This window comes from uncultured Actinomyces sp. (assembly GCA_900541895.1).
Classification (GTDB): Bacteria; Actinomycetota; Actinomycetes; order Actinomycetales; family Actinomycetaceae; genus Pauljensenia.
In genome coordinates, this window is record UWSI01000027.1 from 1 (window position 1) to 21,108 (window position 21,108).

At 54.6% G+C, this 21,108-nt stretch carries 19 protein-coding genes, 1 tRNA gene and 1 pseudogene; 13 read left to right on the top strand and 8 right to left on the bottom strand.

The genetic code is table 11. The features are described from left to right. Positions 1 to 573, bottom strand: a pseudogene (locus tag QZR18_RS06740) (nicotinate phosphoribosyltransferase); the annotation flags it as partial. 88 nt (positions 574 to 661) lie between these two features. On the opposite strand from QZR18_RS06740, the gene QZR18_RS06745 reads away from it, so the two are divergent. From QZR18_RS06745 to QZR18_RS06760, 4 genes are read left to right on the top strand one after another with little or no spacing between them, the layout of a single operon-like run. Next, on the top strand, positions 662 to 952 hold the full coding sequence (locus QZR18_RS06745; RefSeq protein WP_178703791.1) for an ATP-dependent Clp protease adaptor ClpS: 291 nt from the start codon (positions 662 to 664) through the stop codon (positions 950 to 952). Then, on the top strand, positions 949 to 1,524 hold the full coding sequence (locus QZR18_RS06750) for a DUF2017 family protein (RefSeq protein ID WP_178703788.1): 576 nt from the start codon (positions 949 to 951) through the stop codon (positions 1,522 to 1,524). Before QZR18_RS06745 ends, QZR18_RS06750 begins: the two co-directional genes overlap by 4 nt. Positions 1,525 to 1,533: 9 nt before the next feature. Beyond that, entirely contained in the window at positions 1,534 to 2,376 is an 843-nt protein-coding gene (murI, locus tag QZR18_RS06755) for a glutamate racemase (RefSeq protein WP_178703785.1), read from the top strand. Beyond that, positions 2,373 to 3,182 (top strand): MBL fold metallo-hydrolase, encoded by an 810-nt coding sequence (locus QZR18_RS06760; protein WP_178703782.1) that lies wholly within the window; start codon positions 2,373 to 2,375, stop codon positions 3,180 to 3,182. The genes murI and QZR18_RS06760 overlap by 4 nt, the downstream gene beginning before the upstream one ends. 83 nt (positions 3,183 to 3,265) lie before the next feature. Here QZR18_RS06760 and rdgB read toward each other — a convergent pair whose 3' ends face one another. Both rdgB and rph read right to left on the bottom strand, forming a co-directional pair. After that, positions 3,266 to 3,901, bottom strand: coding sequence for an RdgB/HAM1 family non-canonical purine NTP pyrophosphatase (rdgB, locus tag QZR18_RS06765; protein ID WP_178703779.1), 636 nt, complete (start codon positions 3,899 to 3,901; stop codon positions 3,266 to 3,268). After that, complete coding sequence (rph, locus tag QZR18_RS06770; protein ID WP_178703777.1) at positions 3,898 to 4,677, bottom strand: ribonuclease PH; 780 nt, start codon at positions 4,675 to 4,677, stop codon at positions 3,898 to 3,900. Before rph ends, rdgB begins: the two co-directional genes overlap by 4 nt. 60 nt (positions 4,678 to 4,737) lie before the next feature. Here rph and nudC point away from each other — a divergent pair, with 60 nt between their 5' ends. Then, positions 4,738 to 5,739: an NAD(+) diphosphatase gene (gene nudC, locus QZR18_RS06775; protein ID WP_295910772.1), complete on the top strand. Its 1,002-nt coding sequence runs from the start codon at positions 4,738 to 4,740 to the stop codon at positions 5,737 to 5,739. Then, the gene (locus tag QZR18_RS06780) at positions 5,736 to 7,805 is read left to right on the top strand and encodes an ATP-dependent DNA helicase UvrD2 (protein ID WP_178703772.1); all 2,070 of its coding nucleotides are present in this window, start codon (positions 5,736 to 5,738) and stop codon (positions 7,803 to 7,805) included. Before nudC ends, QZR18_RS06780 begins: the two co-directional genes overlap by 4 nt. Here the strand turns inward: QZR18_RS06780 and QZR18_RS06785 are convergent, their stop codons facing one another. Together QZR18_RS06785 and QZR18_RS06790 are read right to left on the bottom strand one after the other, a co-directional pair. After that, the gene (locus QZR18_RS06785) at positions 7,806 to 8,564 is read right to left on the bottom strand and encodes a hypothetical protein (protein ID WP_178703769.1); all 759 of its coding nucleotides are present in this window, start codon (positions 8,562 to 8,564) and stop codon (positions 7,806 to 7,808) included. 127 nt (positions 8,565 to 8,691) lie between these two features. Then, positions 8,692 to 10,209, bottom strand: a complete 1,518-nt coding sequence (locus QZR18_RS06790) for a zinc-dependent metalloprotease (protein ID WP_178703766.1) — start codon at positions 10,207 to 10,209, stop codon at positions 8,692 to 8,694. A 166-nt stretch (positions 10,210 to 10,375) separates the two neighbouring features. On the opposite strand from QZR18_RS06790, the gene QZR18_RS06795 reads away from it, so the two are divergent. Next, positions 10,376 to 11,560, top strand: a complete 1,185-nt coding sequence (locus QZR18_RS06795; RefSeq protein ID WP_295910775.1) for a PDZ domain-containing protein — start codon at positions 10,376 to 10,378, stop codon at positions 11,558 to 11,560. Between the two features lie 8 nt (positions 11,561 to 11,568). Here QZR18_RS06795 and QZR18_RS06800 read toward each other — a convergent pair whose 3' ends face one another. Further along, a complete protein-coding gene (locus tag QZR18_RS06800) occupies positions 11,569 to 12,117 on the bottom strand; it encodes a PPA1309 family protein (RefSeq protein ID WP_009409123.1) in 549 nt (182 codons plus the stop codon). 93 nt (positions 12,118 to 12,210) lie between these two features. Here QZR18_RS06800 and QZR18_RS06805 point away from each other — a divergent pair, with 93 nt between their 5' ends. Further along, complete coding sequence (locus QZR18_RS06805; protein WP_178703761.1) at positions 12,211 to 15,228, top strand: UPF0182 family protein; 3,018 nt, start codon at positions 12,211 to 12,213, stop codon at positions 15,226 to 15,228. Positions 15,229 to 15,351: 123 nt separating this feature from the next. On the opposite strand, the gene QZR18_RS06810 is transcribed toward QZR18_RS06805, so the two are convergent. After that, the gene (locus tag QZR18_RS06810; protein ID WP_178703759.1) at positions 15,352 to 16,809 is read right to left on the bottom strand and encodes a sensor histidine kinase; all 1,458 of its coding nucleotides are present in this window, start codon (positions 16,807 to 16,809) and stop codon (positions 15,352 to 15,354) included. 121 nt (positions 16,810 to 16,930) lie between these two features. On the opposite strand from QZR18_RS06810, the gene QZR18_RS06815 reads away from it, so the two are divergent. From QZR18_RS06815 to QZR18_RS06830, 4 genes are all read left to right on the top strand, one after another. Next, positions 16,931 to 17,443 carry a DUF2505 domain-containing protein gene (locus QZR18_RS06815; protein ID WP_178703754.1) on the top strand — a complete coding sequence of 171 codons (513 nt, stop codon included), beginning with the start codon at positions 16,931 to 16,933 and terminating at the stop codon, positions 17,441 to 17,443. Between the two features lie 63 nt (positions 17,444 to 17,506). Beyond that, the gene (locus QZR18_RS06820; RefSeq protein WP_295910777.1) at positions 17,507 to 17,971 is read left to right on the top strand and encodes an OsmC family protein; all 465 of its coding nucleotides are present in this window, start codon (positions 17,507 to 17,509) and stop codon (positions 17,969 to 17,971) included. Between the two features lie 96 nt (positions 17,972 to 18,067). Next, the gene (locus tag QZR18_RS06825) at positions 18,068 to 18,871 is read left to right on the top strand and encodes a thymidylate synthase (protein ID WP_178703751.1); all 804 of its coding nucleotides are present in this window, start codon (positions 18,068 to 18,070) and stop codon (positions 18,869 to 18,871) included. Between the two features lie 38 nt (positions 18,872 to 18,909). Then, a complete protein-coding gene (locus tag QZR18_RS06830; protein ID WP_178703748.1) occupies positions 18,910 to 19,473 on the top strand; it encodes a dihydrofolate reductase in 564 nt (187 codons plus the stop codon). Here QZR18_RS06830 and QZR18_RS06835 read toward each other — a convergent pair. After that, positions 19,426 to 20,706 carry a DNA recombination protein RmuC gene (locus QZR18_RS06835; protein WP_178703745.1) on the bottom strand — a complete coding sequence of 427 codons (1,281 nt, stop codon included), beginning with the start codon at positions 20,704 to 20,706 and terminating at the stop codon, positions 19,426 to 19,428. The genes QZR18_RS06830 and QZR18_RS06835 overlap by 48 nt on opposite strands. A gap of 134 nt (positions 20,707 to 20,840) precedes the next feature. On the opposite strand from QZR18_RS06835, the gene QZR18_RS06840 reads away from it, so the two are divergent. Further along, positions 20,841 to 20,914 (top strand) — tRNA-Met (locus QZR18_RS06840). The last annotated feature ends 194 nt before the right edge of the window (positions 20,915 to 21,108 follow it).

Sequence of the window (21,108 nt, forward strand, 5' to 3'; positions counted from 1 at the left end):
CGGCGACCTCGCCGCCGCGCGTTGTGGAGTCCCGGAAAACCCGCCGATAACGGAGGCGCGTGCTGCAGAGACAGCTGCGCGCTCGTGGCCTCGGCGTGCACCCATGTCCAAGCAGGGGCGTCCGTGCGCGGCAATTGTCATACGTGAAGCAGCAGAGGCGACTGCGCAATCATAGTTGTAGATCGACAGAAGAAGGGTTTCCAGAAGGGTGCACTCGGCGAAGGTGCCTTCAACGGTGAGCAGGGGAGAGCCGGGGAAATAGCACTCGCCTTCGGCATAGCCTGAAATATTCCCGCGGAAACGGAAGGTCGACAAATACTCCAGAGCTGTATCAGAGACAACCTTCTTCTCGGCCAACCACTGGATTTGCTCAGGAGAGAACTCAAAGCGGTCTAAGGCCTCGAGAACTCGTCCCGTCCCTGCAACGACACCGAAGCGGCGGGTAGAGGGAAGGCGTCGACCAAAGAGCTCGAAGACGCAGTGTCGATTCGCAGTACCCGACTTCATGGCGGCGTCGAGCATGGTCAATTCGTACATATCCGTCAGAAGCGACGTTTCAAATGATGCTGGCATACCTCAAATTTAGTCGCTAATGGTGGAAAAATGTGCAAGAAATTCTAAAAATGCAGACAGAAAGGCATTTCGTGCGTAGGCTTAAGACATGTCGGGCATTCCTATGACCGCGAATAATCCCAACGCCGGGACCGCTGATGCATCGGTGCCGAGATGGAACCTCATTGTCTGGGATGACCCGATTAACTCATCGGACTACATCGCCGAAGTGCTACGGAGGCATTTCGGCTACCCGCGTCCTACGTGCGAAGCACTGACTTTGCAGGTGCACAGTGATGGACAGGCCATCATCGCCACTGGGCTACGTGAACGCGTCGAAGCAGACCTACAAACACTTCACGATTACGGAGTGCAATCAACATTGGAGCGTGTCACGTGATCGGCCCTTTTACCGTCTCACGACGGGGGATTAGCGCACCGATCGGAAGGGACTACAACCTTCTGATCCAGCAGCTCATCCACGAAATACTCGTGGTTTTAGACGACCCGGGGGATTTTCCCATGTTCTTATCCGCTGCAACAGGACTCGAAAGTGAACGTGCGGCGGCGGTTGATCCTGCTCTGGATTTCCTTCTTCCTCCCATGAGCACAGATCCCCAGGAAGCGGCACGCTTGCGTGCACTTACCGAGGACACGCTGCGCTCACAAAAATCTGAGCGCTTGCGTACCGTGTGTAACCAACTCAACGATGTGTTGGTTGACGGAACAAACTACCTTGTTCTGGACGAAGGATCGGCGTGGAATTGGCTTGGCGCCCTCACCGATATGCGTCTTGCTTTGGCTGGTGAACTGGGCATCCATAACGATTCTGACGTGATTCGGATCGAGACAATCGCTCAGGAAAAACCCGAAGGGACACGCGAGCAAAGTGCCGCCGCGATCTACCTTCTGATCACATGGTGGCAAGAGTCACTGCTCAAATCTGTGCATCTCCAGGGTGAAGCGAGTTAGTTTCGTTGTATGGATAACGCGCCGATTGGTATTTTCGACTCTGGTTTAGGTGGACTCACGGTTGCGCGTGCCGTCATTGACCAGCTACCAGACGAAGACATTGTCTACTTGGGGGACACAGCTCACGCTCCCTATGGTCCGCGTCCGATCGCTGAAGTTCGCCAATTGACGCTGTGGGGGCTTGATCGCCTTGTCGAGGCCGGAGCAAAGGCCTTGGTGATTGCATGCAACACCGCAACCGCCGCTGCGCTGTCGGACGCGCGAGAACGGTACTGGGTGGGTCAGCACATTCCCGTCATTGAGGTCGTGACCCCTGCCGCGCGTGCCGCTGTCGTTGCAACGCACAATCACAAGATAGGCGTGATTGGAACTCAGGCAACTATCCAATCGGAAGCCTATGTCAATGCTCTCGCTGCAGTTCCGGGTCTTCGAGTCTTTCAACAGGCCTGCCCACTTTTCGTCCAGTACGTCGAGGCCGGGCAAACAGCTGGTTCCGAGTTGGAAGGGATCGCCCGCGAATACCTTGCACCCCTGAAAGAAGAAGGGGTCGATACCTTGATTCTGGGCTGCACCCACTACCCGCTTCTTACCGGAGTGATTGGCCGAGTGATGGGGGATACCGTCCGTCTGGTAACATCCTCGGCCACAACTGCGAATGTCACCTACAACGAGTTGGTTGACCGCGATCTACTCCATGCGCCGCGCCAGGGAGCAGGCGATGAACCGCAGCACCAGTTCCTCACCACCGATGCTTCATCGCGCTTCCCGATCCTTGCTCGCCGTTTCCTTGGTCCCGAGGTTCAAAGCGTGAGTGAAATCCCATCCCTCCCGCTAGAAGGAGGTGCTCAGTGAGGCTTCGCATTATCGGTTGCACGGGTTCAATGTCTGGACCTGATTCGCCTGCATCCTGCTACCTGCTTCAAGCTCACGGCCCCGATGAAAGAACTGGGAGAGAGCGAACCTGGAACCTTGTCTTGGACATGGGTCCGGGATCTTTCGGTGAGTTGTGGCGCTACATTGAGCCAGCAAATCTTGATGCAGTGATTTTCTCGCACTGCCACGCAGACCACATGGGAGATGTGATTTCTCTGCACGTCTACCGACGCTGGGGGCCTGGTGCTTATTGTGATCCCATGGTTCTTGCGGGGCCGGCATGCTTACCGGGCCGTGTTCGCCAGATCGATGGTGCCGGCGAAGAGGAAAACTATTCGACAGAGTTCATTTTCAAGGAACTCAATGACGCAAAGAGTTGGTCTCTTGGTCCCTTCACTGTGAGTGCAGCGCAGGCGTGGCACTCTGTACCAGCCTTCGGTGTTCGCATCAGCGGCCCTTCTGGTTTCTCAAAAGACGATACCTCTGGATCTCGCAGTACTTTCTTCTACACCGGTGACACTGATTTGTGTGACAGTATCGTTGAAGGTGCTCGCGGGGTAGATCTTCTTCTCAGTGAAGCAGGTTTTACCGAGGAAGATACCGTCGAGGGCATCCACATGGACGGTACTCGCGCAGGTACCCTTGCCGCACGTGCCGAAGTTGGCCGTGTCATTCTCACGCATATCCAACCGTGGAATAATCCCGAGGCTACACGTTGGCAGGCGCAACAGGTCTATAGCGGGCACGTGGAGCTTGCGACGACCGGTATGGCCGTCGATTTCTAAGACGCGTAGGTACGCCGATTTAGGGAAGGAAAAACGCGTAGCCGGGATCGCACCACCCGACTATGCGTTTCCCGATGCGTTGCTTAGTTGCCCGCTAGAACCTCAATAATCCGTGGCGCAAGCGCACGGAATGCGATCCCGCGGTGGCTGATTGCATTCTTTTCCTCCGCGGTGAGCTGTGCCGCAGTGCGATCCATACCTGAGGGAACAAAAATTGGATCGTAGCCAAATCCCCCCTCGCCTTGCGGTGCGGTCGTCAGGTGTCCATCGACGCGTCCGAGCTCGACAAACTCGCGGCCATCGGGCAATACTAATGCCGCTGCGGAAACAAATGCAGCGCCTCGTAAGTGAAGCGGAACATCGCTGAGCTGAGCAAGAAGCAACTCAAGGTTTGCTTGGTCGTTCCCGTGAGTTCCACTCCATCGGGCAGAAAAGATCCCGGGCGCGCCACCCATGATGTCAACGCACAGACCGGAATCATCTGCGAGCGCAGCGATTCCGGTCGCCGCGCACAAAGATCGGGCCTTGATCAGGGAGTTCTCTTCGAAGGAAGCGCCATCTTCAACGGGCTCAGCGACATCAAAGTCACTCATCCGTGCGATTCGGCCGGCTCCCTCGGGGAGGAGGGGAGCGATGATCGCCTCGAGTTCTGCAACCTTATGTGCATTTCCGGTCGCAAAAACCAGGCGAGGCGCATCTACGCTGTCTACGGGGCTCACAGCGCGACCTCGGAAGAAACGGTGACTCCCGGCTGCGCTGCCAAAGCGCGTGCCTGGAGGTCGCGAATCTGGGCATTTCCCGCAGTTGCCAAGTCTAGGAGCTCACCGAGTTCAGTGCGGGAGAAGAGGGCGTGTTCAGCGGTCCCCTGAACCTCAACGAAAGACCCCGAACCAGTCTGGACAACGTTCATATCCGTCTGCGCGCGCACATCTTCAACGTAGGGAAGATCGAGCATAGGGGTGCCATCAATGATGCCGACGGAAATTGCACTTACCGAATCAGACAGGACCTTCTCAGGAGAAGAAGCGGCGACGATCCCCTTTGAAATACCCCAAGAAATGGCCACGTAAAGCGCAACATACGCGCCCGAAATGGAAGCAGTGCGGGTGCCGCCATCAGCTCGCAAAACATCGCAGTCAAGGACCAGCGTGTTCTCTCCGAGGGCCTTGATATCAACGATTGCGCGAAGCGAACGGCCGATGAGACGCGAAATCTCGTGGGTGCGGCCGCCAATCTTTCCCTTGACAGATTCGCGCTGAGAGCGCTCGGAAGTGGCGCGTGGAAGCATTGAATACTCCGCGGTCACCCAGCCTTCTCCGCTGTCGCGCTTCCAACGGGGTACTCCCTCGGTGAGCGAAGCAACGCACAGAACGCGCGTGTTCCCGCATTCAATCAGTGCGGATCCTTCGCCGGTTCCTGCCCAGGAACGAGTAATGGACATGGGGCGAAGCTGAGAGGGGGTGCGCCCATCGGCGCGAAGCTGAGAAGTAGTCATGACTCCAGCCTAACGCTCATTTGCGTTGTGACTGAAGCGAAGGACGGCTACGGTTACATCATGCCCCATTTTGACACGGTTACTGGTCTTCCTTTCGCTAATGAACAGCTCTATTTTCCGCATGAACTGAGCGCATGGGCTCCGCGTATGGTGCACAGGGGTGGATACGAGACCGCATGCGCTTCCTTAGCGCCCCACGCGCACTCGTTGCGGGTTCTAGCAATGACGACTCAGGGTATGGTTGCGCTTACTTCCGATGAGAGCGCTCCGCGGCGAGCTGCGGATATCGGTCCTGCAGTTGAAGGTGCGGAACGTGTGCTCTTCGGTGGGGTTGATTCTTCCGGCGTTGCACGTTTTATCGCAATCCTTGACTCTGAAGAGGAATGGGGGGCGCTTGTTGAAGGAAATCACGAACCCGCGGTTACTAGCCTCACACCTGCGGATCCTCAATGGCTCTCTCTTCGGTATGAGGCAGCCCTCCTCGAAGCTGCTGACTGTTCATCATGCGCGCGTGCTCTAGCGCTTCTGCGTTGGCATGAGCGTACGCGTTATTGCCCAAGGTGTGGTGGAGAACTTCAATACGAAAACGGGGGAGAGGCTCAGCGGTGCATCCAATGTGATTGCCTCGAATATCCCCGGCAGGATCCCGCAGTGATCGTTGCAATCACCGATGCTGAAGATCGTTTGCTGCTTGCGCACAACCGCTCATGGAAACCGCATTTCATGTCGCTCATTGCCGGTTTTGTCGAGGCAGGAGAAGCTCCTGAGTATGCGGTAGTTCGGGAAGCAAAAGAAGAGGCCTCTTTGGACGTTCAAGAGGTCCGCTATGTCACGACGCAGCCTTGGCCTTTCCCACGTTCGGTCATGATTGGCTTCACCGGGAAAGTTTCTGGTACGCCAGATCCCTCTCCAGACATGGAAGAGGTAGATGCCATGAAATGGATGACGCGCGCGGAACTCATTGATGCGGTCAACAGCGGAAAATTGGAGATCCCTACCCATACCGCAATCGCGCGCATGATGATCGATGCTTGGCTGCATGCGGAAGATGATGCGCTGTGAGCAGCCAAGATCCAGAACGCGCTGAACGCCTTCTTGAAGCGCTAGATCCCGATCAACGGAGTGTCGCACAATTCGTTTCTGGTCCAATGGCGGTGCTTGCGGGGGCTGGGACGGGTAAGACGCGAGCGATTACCTATCGCATTGCCTATGGCGTTGCACGCGGTGTCTACGAACCGACAAATGTCTTGGCAGTGACCTTCACGAAGAGAGCTGCAGTTGAGATGCGTGAGCGTCTGACGGCACTTGGGGTTCCAGGCGTCCAAGCGCGGACTTTTCACTCGGCCGCCTTGCGCCAGCTCCAGTATTTTTGGCCAAGTGCCATCGGCGGGAGCATGCCACCCCTCATTGAGCACAAAGCATCCTTGATTTCCGCAGCTGCCGCGCGAATCGGTATCCGCGCCGACAAAGCGCTCGTTCGCGATTTAGCCGCCGAGGTTGAGTGGTCGAAGGTCGCCATGCTCGATGCTGATGCCTATGCCGAGGCCGTTCGCACCAATAGGCGAACGCCGCCGGGTGACCTTAGCGTTGATGATGTTCTGGCACTGATGGACGCCTATCAGGAGGCCAAAGAGGACCGGGGGGTTCTCGATTTTGAAGATGTCTTGGTGCTGACGGCAGGAATCTTGCAGGACTATCCAGCTATTGCTCAACGGATTCATCGTCAATACCGCAGCTTCGTCGTCGATGAATATCAGGATGTCTCTGCCCTCCAACACCATGTTCTCAACCTTTGGCTTGGTGGGCGCCATGATATTTGCGTTGTTGGTGACGTTGCTCAGACTATTTATTCTTTTGCGGGTGCCTCACCGCGCTATCTTCAAGACTTCGCACAGGAGCACAAGGGTGCTCGCGTTGTTCAATTGGTTCGTGACTATCGGTCGACGCCACAGATTGTGAGTGCGGCGAATACCCTGATGAAGGGCGAGCACTCGTCTGTTCTTAAAGGCGCCGTGAAATTAGTATCTCAGCGGGATAACGGTGTCCCCGTCGAATACCAGAGCTACGCGGACGACAATGACGAGGCCGTGGGAATCGCGCGGCAAATCCGGGGGCTCCACGACGATGGAGTTTCGTATTCCTCGATCGCAATTCTTTATCGAACCAATGGCCAGTCAGAGAACTTCGAAGCCCAGCTGAGCGAGGCCGGCATTCCTTTCCTCGTCCATTCTGGGATGCGCTTTTTTGAACGTGAAGAGGTCCGGCGCGCAATGTTTCTTTTAAAGAAGCAAGCGACAACCTTGCACAATCAAGGAATTGACGAGGCTGATGTTGTTCACCTGGTTGAAGATCTTCTTGGAATCGCTGGATGGTCCCCGCAGGCACCACAGGCTCAGGGAGCGGTTCGAGAACGATGGGATAACCTCAATGCCATTGTTGAAATGGCACGCTCTTCTACCAATAACTCTTTCATTGGGTTCGTCAATAATCTTCTTGAGCGTGAGGTCTCACAAGCTGCCCCAACCACGGAGGGGGTCACACTCTCGACCCTTCACGCGGCAAAAGGACTGGAGTGGGAGCATGTTTTCCTTGCAGGCGTGAGTGAAGGGCTCATCCCAATCTCTCTTGCGCAGGGCGAAGATGCAATTGAGGAAGAAAAACGTCTGCTCTACGTGGGAATGACACGTGCTCGGGATCATCTTGCGATCTCGTATTCGCGTTCGCGTCACGGCGGGGGAAACCGCCAGCGTTCCCGCTTCATGAAGGATCTGTGGCCTCGAGAAGAACGATCCCAAGCTGGAGTTTCTTCCACGCGCGCAGGTATGTCTAAACGTAGCGCGGCTAAGGCCGCCCATGCTGAATTTGAGGACAGTAATGCTCCGGAGGTTGTTGAACTCTTCGAACGCTTACGTGCATGGCGAAAAGCTGAGGCAGAGGCTCGATTAGTTCCGGCTTACGCTGTTCTTACCGATAAGACCTTGAGAGATGTCGCTATCGCTCAGCCCAAGACGCTGACTCAGCTTCGGGTTATTCGCGGAATTGGCGAAGTGAAAATCGACTACTTCGGGCCTCAAATTTTGGCAATTATCCGCGGCGAAGAAGTTCAGGTGGACACAGAGCCGGCGTAACTATGAGGCAATGCGGTAGCGGTGATTATGACTGAGCATGTCGAATTCGCCGATACTCGTAGACAAAGTAGCTGTTGTCAGCGAAGGCGCCGGAGACTGTGAGACAGCTGCGCTGGTGCACCCGCAGAGAGGGTCATTATCGACCTCGATCCATGAAACCTCTCCTTCCGTCGTTATGCGAAGAAAACGGTTCATGCTCGATCGTCGGTCCATGCCGAAGCGGGCAAAGTCGTAAATCATCAGAGAGAGCCAAGCTGCAGCCATGTGAGTGAGCCAGGGTAGTGGCGTTTCAAAACGCCATAGTTCAAGGTCGCGACCGAGGCTAGGGAGCAAATGGCGGTCGGATTGTGTGGTCTCGAGACACCGCGCACAGCAGGTGACCCCCGGTACTACCAGTGGACCGATGTCCCAGTAGCTCTCATTCCTGCAGGTGAGAAGATGCGGAATATCGCAGTGCATCATTGCGTCCGCCTTCTCGAGATCATGGGAACCCACAGAAGCGATAATTCCCAAATCGATAGGGGAGTACGAACTGCAATATCGCAGATTCGGATAGTGCTTAGCGAGGTGTGAGCGAAGGGCTTGAGAACGCCGTGCGAATAGTCTCTCCTCCGGAAGAAGAGCTACCAATTCAGCACTCGGTCGACGTGAATCAACAAGACGAAGTCTAAGCTCAGGCAGGGTTTGAATGATGAGTTCTACTGCCGCGATGGTCACAGGGTCAATTCCGTTAATTTCGATACTCAGGGGGCTTGCCATTTTTCCTCCGCACTGTGGAATAGGGAATTCCTATTGTGCGTGGGAAATTGCACTTATGGGCAAGAACTAAGAATCTGTGGAAAACTCCGATGAGGCCTTCATCCTGTGGATTACTTGGCCAATAAATTCAGGATTGGGACTCCGCCCCATTATCTGAAGATTGATCGTCATCCGAAGCACTACCTTCGCCCGCAGATGCGTCTCCAATATCAAAACCTGCCTTACGCAGGGTATCTGCCTCGGGGTCAATCGTGGGATCAAGCCCCTCAGCCCATCCCATTGAACCATCCAATAGCGACTCAAGTGCCTGGTCGATGTCGGCGCTGGCCTCGGCCTCGGCGCGTCGAAGCGCCACAAAGGTTTCTGGGGAATCGAGCTCATTGCTGTTAGGAATCAAATCAGGGTGAGCCCACAGCTTTTCGCGGGCATCGCTACCCTCGTCTTGAGTGACCAATTGGAAGAGCTTGGCCGCATCGCGAGCACGACGCGGACGCATCTTCAAGCCGATTAAGCTTCCAAGGATCTTCTCAACAGGACCGCCCAATGCACGCCGACGGCGCATCAGCTCGCGCAACTGCTCAAGGTGGGGAAGATAGGGGCGTGCCGCCAGCGAGGTGACAACATCAACCCAGCCTTCGATCAGGGCAAGAAGATTTTCCACACGTTCTAATGCTGCGCGCTGTTCGGGTGTCGGTGCGGCTGCGAAGATCTGTTCGTTCAGCGAATCTTCATTGAACTCAGGATTCGCTGGGTCAAGACGAGTCGCGGCCTCGGCGACGGCCTCGCTATCGATCGCAATATGCTGCGCGTATCGCTCGACTGCGCGCGTAAGGTCACCGGCCAGCCAGGGGACACCGGCAAAGAGGCGATGGTGTGCGCACTCGCGCAGAGCAATGAACTGAAGCACTTCTTCGAAGGGAATTTCAAGTTCATCAGCGAAATCTTCGATATTACGAGCGACGAGGGCTGTGGTCGAACCATCGGCAAGGGGAATACCGACGTCTGTTGATCCCAGAGCGCTTTGAGCAATCTGGCCCAAAGCCATTCCAATTTGGCTTGCAAAAAGGAACGACGACATCTTCGGCAAAATATCGCGAGTTGAGTTGAGAAGGCTTGAAATGTCTGGAACCGAATCTGACAGCGAGGGATCAATATCCGCGATGTGCTTTTGCTGCTCATCGAGGATACTTTCAAAGGCCTGAGCAACATTTGCAGCAACCGGTTCGCAAATACGCTTCCATACCTCAGCGGTGCCATCAATCCATTCGGAGCGAGTCCATACCTGACGATTGACGTTGCCAGGGCCAAATTCGACAACAGCATCTAGCCACAGGTCAGCAACAGACATTGCTTCGCGAGTTCGTTGAGCTTGCGCTGCGGTGACGGCGGTTTCTTTCGAATCCCAAGATTTGGTGTGTGCGACTTGTAATGCGCTCTTCCAATCAACAGGACCACTGGCAGGGCCGTTCATCATCATCGCGAATTGAGTGAGCGCCTGCTTCATCATGTAGGGATCAGGGAATTGACTGTTGAGGCTTTCGGGGTCAATGCCTCGGGCGCGCATGGATTCCATTGCAGCGCGAGCGGCCTGCTCGCCCAGCAACTGACGTAGGAACTCTTCCATGTTCGACTCGTTGTCACTCATATCACGAGCCTAATAGTCTGGGAAGAAGAAGTACTAGAGATATCGCGCTCTTTCCGCTCAACTTTGCTCATAGCGCAATTAGACGGTGCGTGATGATGCCGCCTCTTTCTTCAGTTTTCATGACTTTTCAGGACACGGAGTGAGCAGCTGAGAGACAATGGCAGGTATGAATGACAACGAAGACCTCGAATTTGAAGAGACCGACACTACGCAACGCAGTGAGCGGACTCTTCGATGGCTTCGTCGTCTAACCGCTGGCGTCGTGGCGTTTACTTTGGTCATTATCGCCTGCACTGTAATCCCGCTGCCCTACGTTGCGAGGCTTCCTGGCCCGACAGTTGATGTTCTGGGGAAGACTCAGGATCAGCAGGGTGATGTGAAACAAATTCTGTCGATCACGGGTACCAATCCACAAACTGGCGAAGAAATCACGAATCCCGACCCCACTGCCCCCAAGGAAGGCGGGCAACTGCGGATGGTGACAGTCACGGAAATGGGAGGTCCCGGCAGGCGTCTCAACGTCTTTGGATGGATTCAAGCGAAACTGACGCCGGCCTCGGAAATGATCCCGTACTCAAAGGTTTACCCAGCGAATGTGACCCGTGAGCAAGTGGATAACCGGAACGCTCATCAGATGGAGAACTCGCAGTACTCCGCTCAGATCGCCGCGCTCGCGGAACTGGGATGGAAGGTACCCGCAACTGTGTATATCTCCGGTGCGGTCGAGGGCTCAGATGCGGTAGGAAAAGTTCAGGACTCTGACATTTTGGAGTCGATCCAGACACCCGATGGGGTGGTGCACCCGATTGAAACTGCGGCAGATCCCTTCGTGATTATGCATTCTGTTGCTCCCGGATCCACCGTCACGATTACCGTGAAGCGTGGAGATGTTGAGCGCACGGAAACAATCGTCACATCTGCGCCTGAAGATGGGTCCCAGGGGTCAAAAATGGGTATTTATCTGGGTGTTAAGGCAGATATTCCCGTCGAAATTAACTTCGCTATGAAAGATATTGGCGGTCCTTCGGCAGGAATGATGTTCTCGCTGGCAATTATTGACCGCCTGAGTGAAGGAGACATGACGGGAGGCCAATCAATCGCGGGTACTGGGACGATTTCCTACGACGGTACGGTCGGTCCAATCGGTGGGATTGCGCAGAAAATGCAGGGTGCAAAGCGCGATGGGGCCAGATGGTTCCTTGCGCCGGAAAGCAATTGCGACCAGGTGATCGGGCACGTTCCTGAAGGGCTGCGTGTCGTTCGCGTTTCGACCCTTCATGAAGCGCACGAGGACGTGGTTGTGATTGGCCAGAATCGTGGGGATTCCCTACCGACCTGTGAGGCCAAGTAGCAGAATTTTCAGTCCGAGAGCGAGGCCAGAAGAGCGTCGGTCAGGCTGGGAACCAAGCGTGATCCTTGGCCAACCTTGTCGTCGCTATCGAAAGTGCGGGCGCGAAGGGCACTCCACGTTTCGCCACTGCGTAATGCTCCCGCGGCGATACGGACATCAGTAGCTTGGGGATGGTTTGAGATGAACGCAATGGCTTCTTCGGGGTCTGCCGGGGCCTGAGCTTCGACCTCAGGCGGAACAATGACGCGTTCGACGCTCAAAGCTGCACCCACGACCGAAGGGGGCCAGGCAAGATGAGCCAACATCTCTTCGAGGTCGTCTCCTTGGAAGTCTTCCTGGATGATTGCACTGAGGTGCTCGTCCGTCCCATCCCACTCCTTGCGGAGCGCGTCCTTAAGCTCATCGGGTAGATCGGGCTGCTCGAGCAGCATTGCGGTGTGAACCAAAGCGTAAAGGGAAGGCGCGTGGTCCCAGCCCACGACCGATGCTGCTTTTTCGATGTCAATAACAACGTGCGCAAGAGCAATTTGACGTGCAGTAGGAGTCAGTTCAACCATGGTGTTATTTTCCCATAGGCGAAAGACAGACGCAGATGCATGGGTCTCTCGTTAGAATGGGAGCACTGTGATCACTCTTTGAGAGGATGTCTTGTGAGCGATTCTCCCTTCTTTCCTGACCATCAGCCAATTCGATTGCCCAAAATTGAGATCCGACGCCCAAAGGTGGGGCCGGGGGCAATTACCGTTATGGTTCTGGTGCTTCTTGGACTTTTTGTCTACGCGGCTTCTTCATTCTGGACTGAAATTTTGTGGTTCCAGCAGATGCACGCGACTCGGATCTTACTGACGCGTTGGGGAGTGATTGCAGGCTTAGCAGTTGTCGGTGTTGTCGTGTCAGTCGCTGTGCTGCGCATCATGATCGGCTTGGCCCATCGTCACCGTGTATCGTCAAAGCGCGGCGAAGCCGCCGCGAATCTGAGGCAGTACCAAGACGCTATCGAGCCTTTTAAGAAGCTTGCCTTCTGGCTGGTTGCATTGGTTTTGGGTATCCCTGCAGGCCTTCGTCTTGCGGAAGGCTGGCAGACAGTCCTCACCTGGCTCAATGCGACGCCTTTTGGAAAGGCAGATCCGATTTTTGGCTGGGATATCTCTTTCTTTGTTTTCACTCTTCCATTCTTGGAACTTGTTGTTTCCTTCCTGCTCCATTTGGTGTTCCTTTCGCTCGTCGTCTCGATCGTTGCCTCGTACCTCTACGGTGGTTTGCAGGTGGTACCGCGTCCGCACGCGACTGCGCCGGTGCGTCGCCATCTGGGGATCTTGGCCGCGATTGCCTCGGTGATTATCGGTGTGCAGTACTGGATTGGCCGGTACTCGCTGCTGACTCAGAGCGGTGACAATATTGACGGCGCAATGTATGCGGATGTCAATGCAACGCTTCCCGCACACTCGATCTTGGCTGCTATTTCCATCGCTGTTGCAGCTTTGTTCCTTGTGGCTGCATTCAGGGGAACGTGGCGCCTTCCAACGATCGGCGTTGTGGTTACAGTCGTTGCGGCATTGGTGATTGGTGGCGCATACCCGGCGTTGATTGAACAATTCCGTGTACGCCCGAATGCGCGTTCGCTGAACGCCCCGTATATTCAGCACAACATTGATGCGACCTTGGAAGCTTACGGGCTCGATGATCTGGACTATCAGACCTACGATGCGACGACCACCGCTCAACCCGGGCAACTTCGCGAAGACTCTGAGTCAACTTCACAGATTCGTCTTCTTGACCCTCAGGTGATTCGTAAGACTGTCCAGCAGTTGCAGCAGTCGCGTCCCTACTACTCCTTCGATTCCGGTTTCTTCGTCGACCGATACACCATTAACGGTGAACGTCGCGATACCGTCATTTCAATGCGTGAGCTGAACCTGGCAGGCCTGTCTCAAGAACAGCAGAACTGGGTGAACCGTCATACCGTTTACACGCACGGTTTCGGTGTTGTAGCCGCCTACGGTAACAGCATTACCTCTGATGGTCTTCCCTCGTATTGGGAGCAGTCCATCCCCTCAAAGGGAGAGATCGGCGAGTACGAGCCTCGTGTGTACTTCTCGCAGTCGGCCCCCGACTATTCGATCGTCGGCGGTCCTGAAGGAACTCCTGGCCAAGAGCTCGACTACCCGGATGACAACGCGCCTGGCGGCCAGGTCTCCACGACCTTCAAGGGTAATGGTGGTCCTTCGGTTGGGAACGTTTGGAATAAGCTTCTGTACTCCATTAAGTTCGGCTCAACCGATATCTTCTTCTCCTCGCAAACGAATCAGGAATCGCAGATTCTCTATGATCGTGATCCGCTTCTTCGCGTTGCAAAGGTTGCTCCCTACCTGACACTGGAACAGAAGGCATACCCTGCCGTTGTCGATACGGATGGCGATCCCTCGACACCTAAGCGGCTTGTTTGGGTTGTCGACGCATACACGACAACAGATTCCTATCCCTATGCTCAGCACCAATCACTGTCGTCCAGCACGGTTGATTCGCGTTCGCAGTCGGTCGGGCAGTACATCCAGGAAAACTCCATCAACTACATGCGTAATTCTGTCAAGGCGATCGTTGATGCCTATGACGGATCGGTGCGTCTCTTCCAGTGGGATGAAAAGGATCCCATTCTGTCGACGTGGATGAAGATTTATCCAGGAAGTGTTGAACCGAAGCAGAACATTTCCGCTGATCTCATGGGCCACCTGCGCTACCCCGAGGATATGTTCAAGGTCCAGCGCGACCTGCTGACCTCGTACCACGTGCGCGATGCCTCTGACTTCTACACCGGTGGTGACCGCTGGCGCCTCGCAGAGGAAACCTCGACAGCCGCAACTGCAAATGGGGCATCAACTGCAACCATGAGCAGCTCGCAGCAGCAGGCTGTCCGTGTGCAGCCGCCGTATTACCTGACCATGCAAATGCCGGGTCAGCAGAGCGCGGAATTCTCATTGACCTCCGTTTTCGTTCCGGGTGGTGAATCCAAGCGCGAGGCCATGGCTGGCTTCCTCGCGGTGGATTCCGAAACCGGAAGCGAGGCCGGGAAGGTTCGTGAGGGCTATGGCAAGCTACGGCTGATTGCTCTTCCGTCCTCGACGACGGTTCCCGGTCCGGGACAGATCCAGAACGCCTACGACACCAATCAAACGATTGCCTCGCAGCTCAATGTTTTGAACCTGTCTGATTCCACGGTCATCAGGGGTAACCTGTTAACTCTGCCTGTAGGTGGTGGCCTGCTCTACGTCCAGCCGGTCTATATCCAAGGTTCGGGTGGAGCAAACTACCCGGTCTTGCGTTTTGTGCTGACAGCCTTCGGTAACAGAGTTGGTTTTGCGCCCACACTGGAAGAATCCCTCGACCAAACCTTTGGGGGTGATTCCGCTGCAAAGGTTGCCGGTGGTGATCAATCTGCCGATAAGAATAAGGGCGGTGGCGATCAACAAAACCAAGCGGAAAGCGAGCCCTCCAAGCAGCTTGCTTCGGCGCTTCAAGATGCAAACCAGGCTATCCAAGATGGTCAGAATGCACTGAAGAACAACGACTGGGCAGCCTATGGCGAATCACAGAAGCGTCTAAATGATGCTCTGACGAAGGCTATCGACGCCCAAAAGAAACTGGATGCCCAAAGCGGCTCCGGTTCCTGATAGCTCAATATGAGTAAAGGCGTGGGCCCGGGTGAGGAATACTCACCCGGGCCCACAGTCGTTTCACGGCGGGTGTTGTCGACATGCAGGAGATGAGAAGCGGTTTTTCGCTATGTTGGGCTCTTAGCTATTCAGATGGGCCCTGATCACGACGGTAGTTCCGCATTCGGCTCCGGGCAACCATTCAATATTTCCTTGAAGTTCTGCACGGACCATTTGGTTGACAATCTGAGTTCCCAAACCGGTCATCGCCCGCCCGGGTTGGATTCCCGTCCCGTTGTCTGAAACGGTGACCGTGAGGTGACTGCCATTGCGTTCAGCATGGACTTGAACCAGCCCGTCCTTGTCGGCAAGTCCGTGCTCAACCGAATTTGACACAAGTTCATTCAAAACCGTTGCCATTGCCTGAGCCTGAGCGGCCTCAAAGCTACCGAATTCGCCAGTTGTCACTACGTCAACGGAATGATCGGTTGAGGCAACCGTACCTGCCATGCGGACGATTGTTCGTGCGACCTCGTCGAAATCTACCTGTTCATTAACATCCTGAGAAAGAGCCTCGTGGACGGTAGCGATCGCTTGAACTCGGCGTTCGGCCTCTTGCAGGGCCGTTTGAACACTTTCGGAGTCTGAACGACGTGCTTGGAGACGTAATAGTGCGGAAACGGTTTGCAGGTTGTTCTTCACGCGATGGTGAATTTCGCGAATCGTTGCGTCCTTCGTCATCAATTCCTGCTCGCGTCTACGCAGTTCGGATAGATCGCGAGTCAAAATGACAGCGCCCAAACGTTTGCGCCCGTTAAATAAAGGAAGAGCGCGCATTGTGACGGTTGAGCCCTGAACACTTACTTCAACGCGCCAAGGCGCACGACCCATGACAACCACTGCTAAGGACTCTTCAACGATTGTCGAGTCAGAAATGACATCGGTAATACGTTGCGCGAGGACCTCTCCGAGAACAGATTCCCGAATGCCTAAACTACGCAAGCACGAGGTCGCATTCGGAGTTGCCTGCAGAACCTTGCCCTCAGCGTCAATCAAAATGGCACCGTCCTGGACGCGAGGAACGCCGTGTCCAGTAATTGTCGGAGCAGAGTCGTAGGGATATTCACCGCGAGAAATCATTTCGCAGAGAACATCTGCAGCTTCGCCCGTCCACGTGTCAAAACCTTGAACAGAGCGGGGAGATGAAAGATTTGCTTCGCGGGTCAGTACAGCAACAACCTTCCCCTGATAGGGGATTGGCACGCACGTCTCCATCATCGAATAGGTGCCAGCCCAGTGCGCTGCAGTTGGTCGAACGACCTCACAGGTTTCCATGGCGCGACGAAGCTCCGCCTCGCGAGCAAGCGGCAGATAAAGGCCTCGTGGATCCTCGGCGTGCACGGTAACTGACGTCGATGGACGGCAACTCTCGACTGCAATAAACCGATCGTCATCTGTGGGAAGCCACAGAACTAAGTCTGCAGCGGCAAGGTCAGCGATGACCTGCCAATCTTCAAGAAGCCGATGTAAAAGCTCGATCGCACCTGTGGGAATGGGAGTAGCAGATGCAGATTCAGCGATCTGAGTCAGTGTGGGCATGTATTCACAATAGCGTCATAGCGGAAGTTGTGAGAATCATTGGTCGGCAAGGATACAATCGCAGCGGTGGTGTTCGCCCTATTCTCAGGCGAACACAAAGAAATACGAGGATAGGATTGGCATGCAGTTCAATGGGGATGCACACTATCAATGCTCGCCTGAGGCATTCGTCGAAATCAGTACGACTCTGGGCTTCGTTATGGAGCGAATCGGGCCTCTTTTGAAGGACCCGATCATTGAGAATCCACAGCAACGTGCTGTGAGTGCGTGGGGGTGCGTCAACCCCGAGGTGATTCCTGCGAAGGCGCGTAGCCTCGTCGCCAATAAGGCACGTGTTGAATACGACGAAGTGTGGACTCAGGTAGCGCCGGGTGAGTTTCGAGCACAGTGCACACTTGCCGTTAAAGGATTGCCGGTTTCTGCTGAGTTTACCCAGACCGTGATTGCTGTCGGTGGGGATGCGAATCAGTGCCAGTGGCACGTGGATGGTGACTACCATGTGCTTATTCCGCTTATCGGACGAAGCGTTGAAAACACAATTTCTGAGCATCTTGCGCAGGCGTTTGAGCGGGATCGACGCATTGTCAATAACTGGCTCATCGCTCATGCGGGCGAATACCCGATTGCACAATAGCTGTGGAATAAAAATTTGCGATCATTGGTTGCACTGGAACAACAACAACACGAAGGACAGGTCATGGCAGAAAACATCGAAGAAACTACCCAATCTGTGCCCGCGGCATCGGGCCCCTCAAATCCCTTGTACCTCGAACGTACCGGGGTCCGTCAGTATGTTGCGCGTAATGCGCGAGGCGCTGAGGTCTTGGTAGGGGATGGCCCGGGACGTTTTAGCCCCGGAGATCTTCTCAAACTTGCGCTCGCAGGATGTAATGCAATGTCCTCTGACGCGCGTTTTGCCGCGGTTCTGGGCGACGATTTTGCTCAGATTGCCGGAGTTTCAGCCGAGTACGACGAGGCCGAAGATCGCTTTACCTCAATGGAAGTCGAGCTCCTTCAAGATCTCTCAGCACTCAGTGAGGAAGAGACTGCCTCGCTTCTTCGGCGTGCCGAAGCTGCGATCGAGCGTCGCTGCACTATCGCACATACGGTTTCACACCCGCTCCCGCACACTCTGCACATTGCTTCGGAGCAGGTTCGCTAATTCTGAGAGTCGGTCGGCTTTTCGTCGGCGCCTACCACTAGGCTTGTAGGTACCGACGAAAAGAATGACCTTTCGGACAGTTGGAAAGGAACAGCAGTGAACCAGATTGATCGACAGTACGAGGATCTGCTGGCGAAGATCATGCGTGAGGGCGCAGAAAAGTCCGATCGCACCGGCACGGGTACTCGTTCGCTTTTTGGTGCCCAGCTGCGTTACGACCTTTCAAAGGGATTCCCACTGATCACGACCAAGCGTGTTCACATGAAGTCGATCATCGGTGAGCTTTTATGGTTCTTGAGTGGTGATTCCAATGTTCACTGGCTTCAGGAAAACGGCGTGCGCATTTGGAACGAATGGGCCGATGAAAATGGCGATCTCGGGCCAGTTTATGGGGTTCAGTGGCGACGCTGGAATGCCGGTGATGGTCGCGAAATCGACCAGATTTCCCAAGTTTTGGAGACTTTGAGGACGAACCCCGATTCTCGCCGAATGATTGTGTCAGCCTGGAATGTTGGAGACTTGCCGAAGATGGCTCTGGAGCCGTGTCACGCATTCTTCCAGCTGTATGTTGCTGATGGCCGTCTCTCGCTTCAGCTTTACCAGCGAAGTGCAGATATGTTCCTTGGTGTTCCTTTCAATATTGCCTCCTATTCGCTCCTCACTCATATGTTCGCCCAACAGGCCGGCCTTGAGGTCGGAGACTTTATCTGGACTGGCGGTGACTGCCACATCTATTCCAACCACGTGGAGCAGGTTACTGAGCAACTCTCGCGTGAACCCTATCCCTTCCCGACGTTGAACCTCCGTAAGGCTGATTCGATGTTCTCTTACGGCTTTGATGACGTTGAGATTGTCGGTTATGAGCATCATCCGACGATCAAAGCACCGGTGGCCGTGTGAGTGTCGTGGAGGCTCAATCCTTCGCATCGACTTGTTCTGTGGAGACAGTATCAGGGGGGAAGGTCCCTGTTGCTTCGATTTGGGCCCAGACAGCAGATGGGTTTTTAGGCTCCGGCCAAGACCTGTGCTGGCGGGTTCCCGACGACTTTGCTCACTTTAAGTCAGCGACTATGAATAGCCCAATTATTATGGGGCGTTCATCATGGGAAGCTTTAGGGCGCCCTCTTCCGGGGCGGACGTCGATTGTTGTCACTCGCGACCTTCGCTTGGTTATTGATGGCGCTGAAGTCGTTCATTCGATCGACGAGGCTTTACTGTGCGGGCAGAAAGATGCTGCCATGCGCGGAAGCGAACGAGTATGGGTGACAGGTGGAGCACAGATCTATAGCTTGGCTATGGATGTCGTCGATGAGCTTGTTGTTTCTCTGCTCGAGTTGAAGGAGGAGGCGCGGGAACGTGTCGCCTCTTGTACCACTGGTGTGTACGCCCCCGAAATCGATCCTGCCATCTGGCAATTAGATACCGAGGCCAGCGATGCTCAGTGGCGCGGTGCTTCAGGAGATGCTCTCCGTTGGCGTATCCAAGTTTTCCGTCGGATCTAGGCGAGTAGACTTCTTAGGGCTGGTCCTCAGTTGATTTCTCTCGAAAAGATTTTCGTTGAAAGAACGTGCTTCCACTTTGACTGTGTCGAGAGGCCTCGATTCAGTACTCAATCCCGATAGCTTCCGTGCGCTGACCAGTGCGCGAGATTCGAAGGAAGCTAGGAAGGAATTCCACGACTGCGAGGCGTTATTGAGCGCATTGCTCACTTTTGTTGCATGTTTTCCTAGTGTTCGAAGGCGCTCGTAGAGTTCTTGAGAAAGCTGGATAATCTCATTGGCCTGTGAGGATAAGTTTTCCTGACGCCATGTAAAAGATACCGTCCGAAGAATTGCCCATATTGAAGTGGGGGATGCAAGGACGACATTCATTTCAAGTGCATCATGCATGAGGGACGGATCGTGGCGTAGTGCAGCCGACAGGATTGACTCTGCAGGAATAAATGCAATGACGTAGTCGGCTGAGTAGGGGAGTTCCTTCCAATATTCTTTTTTAGCTAGTTCTGTCACGTGTCTGCGAAGTGCCTGCGCATGGGTGACCATGAGTTGTTCGTAAGACGCCGTGGAATTTGCTGGAGAAGCTGAGTCGCTTGTGTCTTGTTCTTCGTCCTGGGCCTGTGCATCGAGGAAAGCAGTGAGGGGGACCTTTGCGTCGATGGGGATGCATTTGTCCTCTGGCAGGAGGATTAACATATCTGGGCGTTTAGTGCGCTGGGCGAGCGAGACCTGGGTGTTGAAGTGAACGTGCTCAAGTAGCCCGGCAGATTCAACTAAGGAACGTAATTGAGCTTCACCCCAAGTGCCGCGCAGGGGTGAGTGCGACAAAGTTCGAGATAGCTCATCGGTGGATTGGCGGAGACGCTCTTCTGAAATACGACTCAATTGAAGCTGTTGCCCCAGTGCGGCTAGTTGTGCTGCGTGTTGGCGTTCAAGTGAGGTAACCGAAGTTTGCAGGAGCCTCATCCCTTCGTTGATAGGCATGAGGCTTTGCATAAGGCGTTGATGATTGATGGACTCATGATGGAATGCTTGATTTTGTGAATCGTTGAGCTGAGATTGAATATCCCGTTGTTCATCAAGTCGGGCGCGTAATTCTGTTACCTGCGTCTGTGCGCTTACAAGCTTTTCAGAGAGGTCGAGGCGTGTCTGTGTCTGTCCCATGCGTTTTCCAAGTACCCACGATGCACTGCACAGTAAGAGGCATAAGACAATTGCGAAGAAGCTCGAAGAAGTCATGTCCGCATATTAGGTGGAGGCACCCTCAGTTCCATCCAGTTTCAAAGTGCATGTGGGAGAAGGCGCATGACTCATCTCACCCCTGCTCGATTTGTGTCATTCGACTAAAAGAGGGTACCTTTTATAGGTACCGACGCGGGGTGGAGCAGTTCGGTAGCTCGCCGGGCTCATAACCCGGAGGCCGCAGGTTCAAATCCTGTCCCCGCTACGAGAAAAACCCGGTATCTCAACGAAAAGTCGCTGAGGTACCGGGTTTTGTTTTATTTTCTATCTCCAACGCGCGCATGCCTCTTAGATATTCATTCAGATTAGGTGCGCTAACTCCTTGGCTACTTACTACAAAATGCCGTGCCCTTTTGAAATAGACATGGCATAGATCTTTTACCCAATAAAGAGCTGTGG